This is a genomic window from Heyndrickxia acidiproducens DSM 23148 (assembly GCF_000374345.1).
Taxonomy (GTDB): domain Bacteria; phylum Bacillota; class Bacilli; order Bacillales; family Bacillaceae_C; genus Weizmannia; species Weizmannia acidiproducens.
This window is the reverse complement of the sequence record NZ_KB894013.1, coordinates 22,617-36,353: the sequence shown is the minus strand read 5'-3', so window position 1 is coordinate 36,353 and position 13,737 is coordinate 22,617. Positions and strand designations below refer to the sequence as shown.

At 43.6% G+C, this 13,737-nt stretch carries 11 protein-coding genes, 1 pseudogene and 2 riboswitches; of the genes and pseudogenes, 7 read left to right on the top strand and 5 right to left on the bottom strand.

Features of this window, described 5'->3' with window-relative positions:
* Positions 1–587: 587 nt before the first annotated feature.
* The gene (rbsK, locus tag C232_RS0113515) at positions 588–1,463 is read right to left on the bottom strand and encodes a ribokinase (RefSeq protein ID WP_018664698.1); all 876 of its coding nucleotides are present in this window, start codon (positions 1,461–1,463) and stop codon (positions 588–590) included.
* Positions 1,464–1,465: 2 nt separating this feature from the next.
* Positions 1,466–1,717, bottom strand: a pseudogene (locus C232_RS0113510) (substrate-binding domain-containing protein); the annotation flags it as partial.
* A 130-nt stretch (positions 1,718–1,847) separates the two neighbouring features.
* A riboswitch (SAM riboswitch) is annotated at positions 1,848–1,959 on the top strand.
* Positions 1,960–2,236: 277 nt separating this feature from the next.
* On the opposite strand from C232_RS0113510, the gene C232_RS0113500 reads away from it, so the two are divergent.
* Positions 2,237–3,577, top strand: coding sequence for a Na+/H+ antiporter NhaC family protein (locus C232_RS0113500; RefSeq protein ID WP_018664696.1), 1,341 nt, complete (start codon positions 2,237–2,239; stop codon positions 3,575–3,577).
* 123 nt (positions 3,578–3,700) lie between these two features.
* Here the strand turns inward: C232_RS0113500 and C232_RS0113495 are convergent, their stop codons facing one another.
* The gene (locus tag C232_RS0113495) at positions 3,701–4,831 is read right to left on the bottom strand and encodes an IscS subfamily cysteine desulfurase (protein WP_018664695.1); all 1,131 of its coding nucleotides are present in this window, start codon (positions 4,829–4,831) and stop codon (positions 3,701–3,703) included.
* A gap of 87 nt (positions 4,832–4,918) precedes the next feature.
* Here C232_RS0113495 and nadB point away from each other — a divergent pair, with 87 nt between their 5' ends.
* The 5 genes from nadB to C232_RS0113470 all read left to right on the top strand — a co-directional run bounded on the left by nadB (position 4,919) and on the right by C232_RS0113470 (position 10,659).
* Positions 4,919–6,511: an L-aspartate oxidase gene (gene nadB / locus C232_RS0113490; protein WP_018664694.1), complete on the top strand. Its 1,593-nt coding sequence runs from the start codon at positions 4,919–4,921 to the stop codon at positions 6,509–6,511.
* Entirely contained in the window at positions 6,480–7,337 is an 858-nt protein-coding gene (gene nadC / locus C232_RS0113485) for a carboxylating nicotinate-nucleotide diphosphorylase (RefSeq protein WP_018664693.1), read from the top strand. Before nadB ends, nadC begins: the two co-directional genes overlap by 32 nt.
* On the top strand, positions 7,334–8,437 hold the full coding sequence (gene nadA, locus C232_RS0113480) for a quinolinate synthase NadA (protein ID WP_018664692.1): 1,104 nt from the start codon (positions 7,334–7,336) through the stop codon (positions 8,435–8,437). The genes nadC and nadA overlap by 4 nt, the downstream gene beginning before the upstream one ends.
* Before the next feature lie 207 nt (positions 8,438–8,644).
* Positions 8,645–8,749: riboswitch (TPP riboswitch) on the top strand.
* A 266-nt stretch (positions 8,750–9,015) separates the two neighbouring features.
* Complete coding sequence (locus C232_RS18720) at positions 9,016–9,639, top strand: ABC transporter permease (RefSeq protein ID WP_306301579.1); 624 nt, start codon at positions 9,016–9,018, stop codon at positions 9,637–9,639.
* A gap of 15 nt (positions 9,640–9,654) precedes the next feature.
* Positions 9,655–10,659, top strand: coding sequence for an ABC transporter substrate-binding protein (locus tag C232_RS0113470; protein WP_018664690.1), 1,005 nt, complete (start codon positions 9,655–9,657; stop codon positions 10,657–10,659).
* Between the two features lie 104 nt (positions 10,660–10,763).
* Here C232_RS0113470 and C232_RS20045 read toward each other — a convergent pair whose 3' ends face one another.
* Positions 10,764–10,913 (bottom strand): hypothetical protein, encoded by a 150-nt coding sequence (locus C232_RS20045; protein WP_018664689.1) that lies wholly within the window; start codon positions 10,911–10,913, stop codon positions 10,764–10,766.
* A gap of 409 nt (positions 10,914–11,322) precedes the next feature.
* Positions 11,323–12,852 (bottom strand): YifB family Mg chelatase-like AAA ATPase, encoded by a 1,530-nt coding sequence (locus C232_RS0113455; RefSeq protein ID WP_018664687.1) that lies wholly within the window; start codon positions 12,850–12,852, stop codon positions 11,323–11,325.
* A gap of 554 nt (positions 12,853–13,406) precedes the next feature.
* On the opposite strand from C232_RS0113455, the gene C232_RS0113450 reads away from it, so the two are divergent.
* Positions 13,407–13,733, top strand: coding sequence for a helix-turn-helix domain-containing protein (locus C232_RS0113450; RefSeq protein ID WP_018664686.1), 327 nt, complete (start codon positions 13,407–13,409; stop codon positions 13,731–13,733).
* Positions 13,734–13,737 lie beyond the last annotated feature (4 nt).

Genomic DNA, 13,737 nt, shown 5'->3' with positions numbered 1-13,737 from the left:
GAAATGAAATCCCGCTGTTTTTCTGGAGGGGGCTGGCCAGCCCCCTCCAGAAAAACAGCCCCTATACTTCATATTCCCTCATATTCAGATAACCCTTTTTACACAATTATACGGACTTAACTTAAAATTAAGTTCCAAGCATTACTCTTACTTTATAAGAACAACAAAAAACAAGCATTGCAGTCATTAAATATGGCGAGAGAAGAAATTAGTGTAAAAAAGATTAATCTTCATAACCAGCAAACAGAAAAAAGTATTATTGACCAATTTATTAACGTCGTTGAAAATTACTATATAAAGTGAACTAATATTCTACTTTGTTGCCTGCTATAATAAGTAGTAATCATGCAATTGATGCTTAAAACTTAGGTTTATTTAATATAGGGCAGAGGGACAGGTCCCTCGTCCCTGCCATCATATCTGGCCTATTACACTTTTTGAATGAGTATTGCCAAGTTATTTTCCGGTAGTTTATCTAGACCTGGTTCCCTGTTTTGGTAGTCTGTTACCACAATCCATCCGTATGTCCAAGGTCCGCCAGCACTTTTGCAATCGAACTGTTTAGTATCCCTTGTTTTTCATTCTTTTCACTGCCCTTCTACTTCTTCGCGGGTCGGCATTCCGCCCTGGGCCCCGAATTTGGTTACCGACAAGGAGGCGGCCCGGTTGGCAAAACGGAGAGCTTCCCCGATCTCTTTTCCTTCTGCAACGGCAACTGCAAAAGCCGCATTGAACGTGTCCCCCGCTCCTGTCGTATCCACTGTCTCAGCCGGGAAACTTGGCACGACCTTTTCTTCACTGCCGTCAAAATAGCGTGCCCCATTTTCCCCTTCCGTTATGATCAGTTTATTGGGATACCGTTTTAAGGCGTCAGTGCGGCTCATTCCTTCAAATAGCACCTTACATTCATGTTCATTTGGTGTCAGGAATGCAGCCTTTTCTGTTACTTCTTTCGGAATCTGGCGGGCAGGCGCCGGGTTCAAAACAAGCGGCACATCGTATTTTTCACAAATTGTTGCCGCATACTCTACTGTTTCCGGTGGGATTTCGTGCTGAATTAATACAATATCTGCAGTACGGATGGCTTCTTTTGCTTTTTCCACATATGCCGGCGTAACAAAATCATTCGCGCCTTTTACGAAAATAATGCTGTTATCGCCTTCTGCCAAAGTGATATGGGCTGTCCCCGAAGCACAATCTGTAACCGGTTCCACATATTGTGTGGAAACCCCGTTCTTTCGCAAATTTTCAAGGATGGCCCCACCGTATACATCATCGCCGACGCGTCCGATCATGACTGCCTTAGCGCCCAGTCGGGATGCTGCGACTGCCTGGTTCGCTCCTTTACCGCCCGGCACCGTTTCAAACGAATGCCCCAAAATGGTTTCCCCGGCAAGCGGCCTTTTGTCAGCTGTAACAACCAAATCCATTGACACACTTCCAATTACTGTAACTTGCACCATGTTTATTTCTCCACCTTTCTTGTTGTCTCCCGATCCATGAAAGTAACCGGCAGCTTTATTCTCCTGTCCATTTTCGCCCTGCCCTTCATGCAGTCCAGCAACAGCTTTGCGGCTTCTATCCCCATTTCATAGGCCGGCTGGCGTATTGTTGACAAGGACGGATACAGCAGCCGGCTGAGCGGAATATCGTCAAATCCGATAATCTGTAATGCATCCGGGACTTTTTTTCCGCGCACCAAAGCCTCCCGTAGTACGCAACAATATCATGAGATACGATAACTGCTTTTTATATGAATAAACATCACCTAAATATTGGACCTTGACTTCCTACACTCTATTTAATATAGTTAGAATACTGAAGTCAATGAATTTAATAGAATATTTCTCTTATCAAGAGTAGTGGAGGGACTGGCCCTGTGAAGCTCGGCAACCTTTCATGCTTATCGCATGAACCGGTGCTAAATCCTGCAAAACCGTGTGTTTTGAAAGATAAGAGAGGTTATATATTTCGATATGCCTCTCTTAGGTTTGGAGAGGTTTTTTCGTGTTCGTAAGGGAAAAGCTGGAGAAGAAAAGCTGGGAGATACACCGCAGTGCCTTTAGTCACTATGGCAAAACTGCAAAATATCGCAAACATTTGCCGTATTCCGGTCTCAATCATTTCCGTATATGACGGGCCGGAGCAGCAATAGGCAGCATAACCATGAAGTGATGGTATTCACAATCATTCTACTAAAAACAGCCAAGATTAAGACATAACAAGGAGGATTTTTATGCCGGAACAAAAAACGAATAAAGAAAATTTCTTCGCACTCTTACCATTACTAATATTCGTGCTGCTTTTCCTTGGTACAGGAATTCTGTCGAAAGACTTTTCAAAAATGCCATTAAGCGTGGCCGTTATTACCGCTTCCGCTGTGGCACTGATGATGAACCGGAAAGAAAGCCTGGCCAAAAAGGTTGATATTTTCTGTAGAGGCGCCGGGCATCCGAACATTATTTTAATGTGCCTCATTTTCATCTTAGCCGGGGCATTTGCGGGTGTCGCAAAAGAAATGGGAGCGGTCGAATCGACTGTCAATCTCGGGCTATCCATACTGCCGGAAAATTTATTAATGCCAGGCCTTTTCATTATTGGCTGTTTTATTTCACTATCGATGGGCACCTCAATGGGAACCGTTGTCGCGCTTGCACCAATCGGAGTTGGAATCGCCCAGCAAACCGATATTTCAATGGCTTTGGCAATGGCAACGGTTATTGGAGGCGCGATGTTTGGGGACAATCTGTCAGTAATTTCCGACACCACCATTGCAGCCGTACGAACCCAAAATACGAAAATGAATGATAAATTTAAAGTGAACTTTTTTATCGTACTGCCGGGAGCCATTATTACAGCCATTATCCTTGCCGCCATTACAGCAGGCAACCATGGAGCAATCAGCGGAAGCCATACCTATGAATGGGTGAAGATTCTTCCCTATGTTGCAGTTCTGATCAGTGCTTTGGCCGGCGTGAATGTCTTGGTCGTACTGCTTGGCGGCACCATCTTTGCAGGAATTGTCGGGTTTACTTATGGTTCGTATGATTTTTCCGGTTTCTTGCAGACAGTAGCCAAAGGGGTTGCCAGCATGGAAGATCTTGCCATCATTTCACTCCTGATTGGCGGTACCGTCGAGCTTATTCATTATAACGGGGGCATTCAATATCTCTTACACTTTATTACAAGTAAAATCAAATCAAGAAAAGGGGCGGAATTTGGTATTGCAGGCCTGGTCAGTGTGGTTGATGTTGCGACAGCAAACAATACCATTTCCATCGTTATAACAGGGCCGCTGGCAAAAGAAATAGCGGACCAGTACGGCATTGATGCACGCAAATCAGCAAGCTTGCTGGACATGTTCTCCAGCGTATGGCAAGGCATTGTCCCTTATGGCGGACAATTTTTGGCGGCGGCCGGCCTGGCTTCCATCTCGCCTGTCAGCATGATGCCCTACTCCTTTTATCCGGTCCTAATGGGTATTTGCGGCGTAATTGCAATCCTCATTCATTACCCGAGAAATAAAAAAGAAACAGCTGCAGCAAAAAACGCTGCTTTAAATAAAAATATAAACTAAAAAAACTGATTCTGTCTAAGTGAAGCCATTTCCAATACGGAAAAGGCTTTTTTTATTCTCCTTTGCTACCAGGCTTGGAAGTGTATCAACTGTTTCTTGCCAATCGCTATTGCAAAGCATTATCTATTTCCCCGATACCGGGCAAAAGTCCAAAGCAATTTTTTTCAAAGCCTTCCCGAGCAAAATGACTTCTTTCCTAGTTGTATACCGCCCAAAAGAGATTCTGAAAAACTGGTCGGTTGCTTCTTTTGAATATCCCATTGCTTCCACCGCTTTGCTGCCGCCTTCGTGGTTTTCCTGGCAGGCGCTCCCGGTTGAAATGGCAAACCCTTCTTTGTTGCATTCAAGCATGACAAGCTGCCCCTGTACCCCCGGAATCATGGCCCCAATTATTGACGGCATTTGGAAATCATGATCACTTTCAATAAAATGGACTGCATCTCCGGCAGCTTGTTTTAATAGCTTTCTGAGCTCCAAATCCTGATGCTGATAACCTATTTTTATTTCCTCAACCGCTGCCGCAAAACCTGCAATCCCGGGGACATTTACCGTTCCGCCGCGAAATCCGTTTTCATGTGAGAGGTGCGGGAAGACCGGATTGAAAACACAGGCAGGATGGATATAAACGGCGCCAACTCCCTTTGGCCCATGGATTTTATGGGAAGATACCGTGATGCTGTCAACAAACGGCAGCATGCTTGCCACATCCGCTTTCCCAAATGATTGAACGCAGTCTGAATGGAACAAAATGCCTTTTGGCTTTACCAGCTGCGAAATTTCCCGGATCGGTTGAATCGTGCCAATTTCCGGATTGATGTGCTGAATCGAAACAAGAACCGTATCCGGACGAATGGCAGATTGTAAGGCGCCTAAATCAACTATCCCGTTTTTAGTAAAAGGAATCCTTGTCACTTCAAAGCCGCTTTGCTCAAGAAAACGGAGCGCAGCGTGAACAGATGCGTGTTCCGCCATAGAAGAAATCACATGCTTTCCTTTTTTTCGCGCCCCTTTTGCCAGTGATATCACCGATAATAAATTGCCCTCCGTCCCGCCCGATGTAAAATACAGGCCTTCTTTCGGGATACCAAGATACTCTGCTATAAATGACCGCGATTTTTCAAGTACCTCACGGGCATTTGAACCCACATCGTGCAGGCTCTCGCTGTTTCCGTAATCATTTTCTGCTGTTTCAATAAATGCTTGTAATGCCTGTTTGCTCATCTGCGTTGTCGCGGCATAATCAAAATAGTACATATCAAGTCCTCCATAAAAAGTACTTGTATTTAGTTTAATTTTATGTAAAGATAGGTGTCAAGACATATGTAAAGTAAGGAGATAAACATGAAGGAAAACATTATTATCATCGGCAGCGGAATTGCCGCCTTACAACTGGCAAATCATCTTAGCGATCGCTACAATGTGATTATCATCACAAAGTCAGCCAAAAAAACAAGCAACTCTTATAAAGCACAAGGCGGGATTGCCGCGGTACTATCGCCGGAAGATCGTTACGAGTCACATATTCAGGATACATTAATGGCGGGACGTTATCACCATGCAAATGAAGAAGTGGAAAAGCTTGTAAAAGAAGGCACACAAGCGGTTAAAGCGCTGATCGCAAGCGGGCTGCCGGTCGACCGGCTTGAAAACGGCGGCCTTGATCTGGGGCTGGAAGGTGCACATCATGTAAACCGCATCCTTCATTGCGGCGGAGATGCAACCGGAAAATATGTGATCGAACAGCTGCTGATGCAACTGGGTAAAAAAGCTACCTTCATTGAACATGAACTGGCTTTCGAACTCATGCTTTCACTTGATAAGCAGCATGTGATCGGCGTTAAAACCAAATCAAAAAGCGGGGAGGTTAAACAGTATTTTGGCAGTCATATTGTTCTGGCAACGGGCGGGATCGGCAGCCTGTACCCCTATACTTCCAACCATGCTGAATTAATTGGGGATGGCATTGCAATGGCCTACCGGGCAGGGGCTGAATTGGCAGATTTGGAGTTTGTCCAATTCCATCCGACTTTGCTTTTCGTAAACGGCCGCACAAAAGGCCTGATCTCAGAAGCCGTTCGCGGGGAGGGCGCCATCCTGGTCGATGAAGACGGTAACAAGATCATGGCGCATGCCCACCCGTTAAAAGATCTTGCGCCGCGGCATGTGGTTGCCCATAAAATCTACCAAACTTTGAAACAGCAAAAAAAGGTTTTTTTAGACATCAGGAATCTTGAACATTTTGAGGAAAGATTCCCAACAATCACGGAGATCTGCAGGCAAAGCGGGATAGACATCCATTCCGGCCTCCTCCCTGTCGCACCGGGCAGCCACTTCTTTATGGGCGGCATTCTCGTTGACACATTTGGGAGAACAACGGTTCATGGATTGTATGCAATCGGGGAAACCGCCTGCAGCGGTGTCCATGGCGCCAACCGCCTGGCCAGCAATTCCCTGTTGGAAGGGCTTGTGTTTGGAAAAAGGCTGGCAGTCTTTTTGAATTCCCATGCACCGGTTCATCGTTCACATGACATTGTTGAAGACAAACGCCAGCCTTTAAGCTCAAAATTACTTGACCGCTTAAATATGGTGGAATTAAAAAAGGCGATGATGGAACGAATCGGCATTATCCGCGAAGAAACAGCTTTGCAGGCTCACCTGGAATGGCTCAAAAGCTTAAACGTAAATGAATTCTTTCAACAGTCGCTCGACCACCTTTCAAGAGAAGAAATTGAAAAAGTATTTATGTTTACAAACAGCTGTTTAATTGCCCAATCTGCTTTGTTCAGAACCGAATCAAGAGGGGCACATATCCGCTCCGATTATCCGGAAGAAAGAGGCGATTGGAAAGACCAATACATTGTCCACTCGATCGCAAAAGGCATCCGTATAAGGAGAGGTTTTCATGAACAGAATCAAACTTCAGTCCATGCTTAAGGATTTTTTCATAGAAGATATTGGGGATGGCGACATCAATAGCGAATTTATCTTTCCCCCCTCGCAAACAGGCGTATTGACTTTTACCGCAAAACAAAGCGGTATCTTTTGCGGAAAAATGGTCATAGAAGATGGCTTCCGGATCCTGGACAGCGCGATTGACGCCCAAGTTTATGTGGAGGACGGAGCCCCGCTTGAAAAAGGTCAAGTACTGGCGGAAATCCGCGGCGCTATCGTGAACCTGCTTGCCGGTGAACGGGTGGTTTTAAATTTAATCCAGCGCATGTCCGGGATTGCAACCACCACTCATGTTGCAGTCCGAAAGACAGAAGGAACCCGCGCGAAAATCTGTGATACACGAAAGACAACACCCGGCTTACGGATGCTGGAAAAATTCGCCGTAAAATCCGGGGGCGCCTTCAATCACCGGCGCGGTTTGTACGATGCCGTCATGTTGAAAGACAACCATATTGCTTTTGCCGGCAGCATCACAAAAGCCGTTCAAAAAGTGAAAGAAAACGTCGGGCATACGGTAAAAATTGAAGTTGAAATTGAAACGAAAGATCAGCTCCGGGAAGCGATTGAAGCAAACGTAGATATCATCATGTTTGATAACCGCACCCCCGAAGAGATCGCCGCCTGGCTTTCACTCGTACCGGAACATATCATAACCGAAGCATCTGGCGGAATTACCTTGGAAAATATTCATGACTATGCCAAAACCGGCATTGATTGGATTTCACTTGGTTTTTTGACCCATTCCTATCAGGCATTGGACATCAGCGCGATTGTCCAAAATAAATCATGCAAGGAGGCCCACTCATGAGCTTGCTGGAAACATTGCGCAGTGTTCAACACACATTGCCGGAAAAATACAAATCACTAACCAAAACAGAAATGGAAAACAGAATTTTTGAAATCAAACAAGACCTCGGCTCAAAGTTATTTATCCCCTGCCATCATTACCAAAGGGAAGAAGTCTTCCAATTTGCTGATGCAACCGGTGATTCACTGCAACTGGCGCAAATTTCCGCAAATAACCGTGAAGCCGAATATATTGTATTTTGCGGTGTTCATTTTATGGCAGAAACAGCGGATATGCTAACATCCAACAGACAAACCGTCATCCTGCCAGATATGCGTGCCGGCTGTTCGATGGCAGATATGGCAAACATCCACCAAACCGAACGGGCATGGGATGTGCTGCAATCCTATTTTGGCGACACCATCCTTCCTTTAACTTATGTGAATTCAACAGCTGCAATAAAAGCATTTGTCGGCCGTAACGGCGGTGCGACAGTGACCTCTTCCAATGCGAAAAACATGGTGGAATGGGCTTTCACCCAAAAAGAAAGAATCCTGTTCTTACCGGATCAGCATCTCGGAAGAAACACCGCTTATGACCTGGGTGTTGATTTAACCGAAATGGCTGTCTGGGACCCGATTCAAACTAAATTGATCTATGAGGGCACACTTGAAAATATCAAAGTTATTCTCTGGAAAGGGCACTGCTCTGTCCACGCGCATTTCACGGTAAAAAATATTGAATTTGTACGGCAAACACATCCCCAAATGCAAATCATTGTGCATCCTGAATGTTCCCGTGAAGTTGTCGCCCGGGCCGACTTAAATGGCTCAACAAAATATATCATTGAAACCATCGAAAATGCGCCATCCGGCAGTGAATGGGCAATTGGAACTGAAATGAATCTGGTGCAGCGGCTCATCAACCGCCATCCGGATCAACATATTATCTCCCTTAACCCAATCATGTGCCCCTGCCTGACCATGAACCGGATTGACCTTCCGCATCTGCTTTGGTCACTTGAAAATATTATAGACGGAAAGGAAACAAATGTGATCAAAGTAGATGAAGAAACAGCTCGCGGCGCTGTTTTGGCACTGGAGCGGATGTTTAAAAAGTAACTTTCCTGCAGTACAAATTTTTAATGAAGCCTCATTTTCCGGAGGCAGCAAGGCAGGCATTTTTTCCATGCTGCCTCACAAGCAATGACTCAGTTTGCCTGAAATTCCGTATGTGTAAAATTTTACTCGAGGGTCAGCTGCCCCTTTCGATTTGCCAGAATTTGTGTTATACTCTACTACGTTATCTAAATAATAGAATAATAGTCATGATTTCACTAGGGGAGCCATCGGGCTGAGATGGGACGCATTGTCCCGGACCCTTTGAACCTGATCTGGATGATACCAGCGGAGGGAAGGTGATCGTCATTGCGCAACTGATAGAAACAAATCGGTATTGAATAATGACCCGCTCATTTCTTCCGGAAATGGTGCGGGTTTTTTGTTTTCTGTGTGGCTTCCCGCCGGTGAACCATGAAAACGGAGGTGTTCTAACGGAATGAAGCGGCAAAAATGGATGAAAAGATTACGGACTGTTCTGTATTGCCGTTATGGTTCTTTTAAGCGGCTGGGAATGGGTAATAAACAGGGGACTAGTCCCGCCATTTATACTTCCATCCCCTGCTCAAATCTATCAGTCTTTGATAGAAAACCGCCAGCAATTATTTGCTGTCCATTTGCCCGTTACATTGGAAGAGGTTTGCATTGGCTTTATTTTTTCTGTTGCCGGGGGAATCGTACTTGGCATCGCGATGTATCTTTCCCGCACCATGGAAAAATTACTTTACCCATTTCTTGTCGTTTCGCAAACCATCCCGCTTGTCGCCATTTCTCCCATTTTTATGATGTGGTTTGGTTATACCATTTGGAGCAAAGTGGCCATTATTATTTTGACAGCCTTTTTTCCGATTGTCATCAGTATTTATGATGGGTTAAAAACGGTCGATACCAGCTATCAGAACCTGTTTCAGACGATGGGTGCAAGCCGCCGGATCATGTTTCAAAAACTCCTGATTCCAATGGCGCTTCCCCAATTTTTATCCGGGCTGAAATTAACAATTGTTTATTGTGTCACGGGCGCAACGATTGGAGAATGGCTTGGGGCAAGTGCCGGGCTGGGCTATTTCAGCCGGAGAATGTCCGGAAATCTGGAGGCCGCTGCTGTCTTTGCATCCGTCTTTTTGCTGGCGGCACTCGGTGTGGTTTTATTTTTGTTCGTTACCTTTGCAGAAAAGAAATTCTTGAAATACAAAACAAGAACTTAAGAAGGAGATTCAAAAATGAAAAAATTAGCGTTTCTACTCATTGCTTTCACACTGGTATTAAGCGCATGCGACAACGGAGCGGACACAGGATCAAAGCGCGATGCAAAAGGCCATTTGCAAAAAGTTACGGTTATGCTGGATTGGTACCCAAATGCCGTACATTCTTTTCTCTATGTTGCTCAAGAAAAAGGATACTTTAAAGACCAGGGGCTCGATGTGACCATCAAAATGCCATCCGATACAAACGACCCATTAAAACTCATCGCCGCAAATCAAATGGACATTGCACTGAGTTACCAGCCGCAAGTTTTAATTGCCCGCGATGAAAATATTCCTGTCCAGTCTTTCGGTGTGCTGGTTCACCATACACTCAATCGCGTTATGGTGCCGGCTGCTTCTAATATCCGGTCTCCAAAAGATTTGGCCGGAAAAAAAGTAGGTTACTCTTCTATTCCACTCGAGGAGGCAGTTGTCCGCACAATGGTGAAAGAAAATGGAGGAAATCCTAACAAAATGAAGACGGTTGATGTTGGGTATGATTTAATTCCTGCCATTACAACGCATAAAACAAATGCCATTGTCGGCGGTTTCGTCAATCATGAAAAGCTGCTGCTCGAAAAGGAAGGACACGATGTCAGGGCATTTAATCCGGCCAATTACGGCGTTCCCGACTATTATGAATTGGTTTTCATAGCCAATGAAAACAAAATCAAACAACATCCCGGACTGTTCAAAAAGTTCCTGGCGGCGGCTGATAAAAGCCAGCAGTATGTCAAAAAACACCCTCAAAAAAGTCTTGCCATCTTACTGAAGCATGAGGATAAGTCATCTCCGCTTAATAAAAATATTGAAACAAAGAGCCTTCAAATTCTTCTGCCGCTGATGGATGAGAAAAATAAACCTTTTGCTTATCAAGATCCAGACTCCTGGAAGAAAGTTTCCGATTGGCTGTATCAAATGAAGATTACAAAGACCCATGTGAATGCCCAAAAAGCATTTATAAACCTATCTCAGAATTAAGCATTTCCAGGCCGGTTACTTTCCGGCCTTTGGTTTTTCTTAAGTAAAACCTGGAAGATTTCTAAAGACATTTGCAAGAATGCAACAATATTTAACCTGTGATCTTAACTCGGATCATTCTCATCTAAAGATAGTCTGGTTACACTCGTATATTCGCCTTTTTCTATTTCTTCCTCCGTTGCTTTTTGATTCAGTTCTTCCTGGTCATCGATCCCGGTTGCGATCGTCGGCTCTTTTTCATTTTTCTTAGCCATCCTGATTAATCATCCTTTCAAAAAAACTTTTTAAATAGCTTTCCAACTGGAGGACGGATTTATACGGTGCGCTTTATTAAGTGAAATCAACTATTGTTTAAAAAAACAACATAGATTAATAACAATAGAAAGAATAAAGCTTCAATGATTTTTGTTACAAGATGTATTTCAGGATTGAAGTTTAAATCAAAAAGGATATTGGTGATAACATACAGTCCTGTTATGATTATCAATGTTTTTAAGAACGACTTCATAAAATGTCCACTCCAATATACTTGTCCGATATACTTATTTTCAAAATAATAGATAATTAAAAATTGGTTTATAAAATGAATCACCGGTTGGCGGAAGATAACCTGATGGAAATGTATTCCATCCTGCATTGATCCATATCTTTCTAATGAATCAATTATGCTTGTTTTATACTTTGCTTTTCCGAATTAAAATGCCTTTTCATTTTCAAGGCTTTCCACAAGGCTTCGTCTGTAATGTTCTTCTCGCCTTGCAAATCCGAAAGTGTGCGGGCCAGACGAATCATTTTCATTTGCACACGGCTGCTGCAGTTTTCTTTACTTGCGTATTGTTGAAGCAACAGGCTTTGGCTTTTATTCAGCGAATTTTTTTCAAAAAATAATTCATTTGCTACCGTGCCGTTGCATACTTCTGCCTGATACCTTTCATACTGTCTTTCTCTGGCTCTCATCACCCGTGTGCGAATGCTTGCCGAAGTTTCTTCTTGCCGTCCAATTTCATCGACTAAGGAAACAGTCCGTACATGAAGCAAAAAATCAAACCGATCCAGAATGGCGCCGGAAATCCGATTTTGATAAGCCCTAATTTGCCTTGGGGTGCAGGTACAATACGCATACGGTGATCCCAAATAGCCGCAGGGGCATAAATTCATCGCTGCCAATAACAAAAAACGGGTTGGATAAGTGACAGTTGAAGAGGCCCTGCTAATTGTGACTTTTCCGTTTTCAAGCGGCTGCCTGAGCATATCTAATGTACGTTTTGGAAATTCGGCAATTTCATCAAGAAAAAGAACACCGCGATGTGCAAGTGAAACTTCTCCCGGTAAAGGATTTGATCCGCCGCCAACTAAGGAGACGGCTGATGATGAATGATGGGGTGATCTAAATGGAGGTTTGGCATAAGAAGTTACGCTCACATTTGCAAGCTGGTACAGGCTCATCACCTCATAACGGGCATATTCCGATAAGGGCGGCAGAATGGATGGAAAAGTTTCAGCAAGCATGCTTTTCCCGCTGCCCGGCGCCCCGTACATCAATACATTATGGCTGCCGGCAGCTGCGAGTTCCAGTACCCATTTTGCGTAGCGATGCCCGCGAACAGTACTGAAATCCTTATCAAAGGTGTAGGATTCTTCATTTGACCATAAAGATGCGGCTTGCGGGATAGAAGGCAATATTTTTCCGGATAAAGATAGCAGGACATCACGAATATGATTTACAAATCTTAATTCCAACCCCTCCAGTTTTGTGAAGGGAAGTTCTGCAGCAGAAGGCAAATACAGTGTTTTGATGCCTGCATTCCTTGCTGCAATTACGGCCGGCAGCAGCCCGTTTACAGATTTTACAGACCCGTCCAGCGATAACGATCCCAAAAACGCAGTGTGTTCCGGAATTTTGTCACGATAATAATGGATTTCTTTCATCACCCCGATTGCAATCGCAAGGTCAAAAATCGGACTTTTTTTCCTTTGGTCGGCAGGTGACAAATTGATAATGATTTTGTTTTTTAACAGCATGCATCCAGAAGAAGTTAAGGCGCCCAAAATTCTTTCCTTCGATTCCTTTACCGTGGCATCAGGCAGCCCGACAATACTGATCCCCTGGCTGCCCATTACCATTTGGACTTCAACCTGAACCAAATAACCTTCAATTCCTTTCAATCCGATACTGTTTATAATCGTTGCCATTTCCCCATCCCTTTGCAAACATTTGTTCTAATAACAGAATAATAGATTGTATGTTCGTTGTCAATATTTTTTTATCAGATTTTTCAATAGAATAAGCAATGCCTGAAATCAAAAAAGTACATATTCGTTTGGTAAATGGCAGGCGCTGTTTTGGCAAGCTAGGACAAAATACCCCCGCTTCGCCGGCATTTTCCGGGAAAAATTTAAATTGGAATTTGCATTTTAAATTTCATCCCCCTATTTCTAATGTTCATTTGTTTTCCCTCCACACTCTTTGTTCATTATAAAGAACACCCTAGTGTTAAATTTCTGTATCTTTATAGTGAACAAATAATAGAAACTTTACAGATTCATTCCCCTCTCAAGTTTTTTAATACTTATATTTCATTATCCAAACTTCTTAAAAAACGCCGTATTTTCGTAATAAAGAACGAAAAACGCAAAGTTTCTCCATTTTCCTTTCATTTCCATAGCAATCCTGTATTTTATTAAGAACTGTATGTTTTATATAATGAACGTCAGATGCAGAATTTAAACACTAAAGGAGAAGAAAGATGATTGGAAACAGGATCAAAGAATTGCGGCTGAAAAAAGGTCTCTCCATCAATCAGCTGGCGGAGCGCGCTGGGGTTTCTAAATCTTATATCAGTTATATTGAACGGGAAATCCGCTTCAACCCTTCATTGGAATTTCTAACAAAAATTGCAAAGCCGCTGGATACCACAGTGGAATATTTACTCCAGGATGTCTTAACCCCCCGGAACAATTTGTTTGATGAAGAATGGGAAAGCCTTTTGGAAGAAGCTATTAAGGAAGGGATGAATAAAGAAGATTTTATTCGGATGAAAAATTTTATATTTTTACAGGAAAAACACGATTAAATAC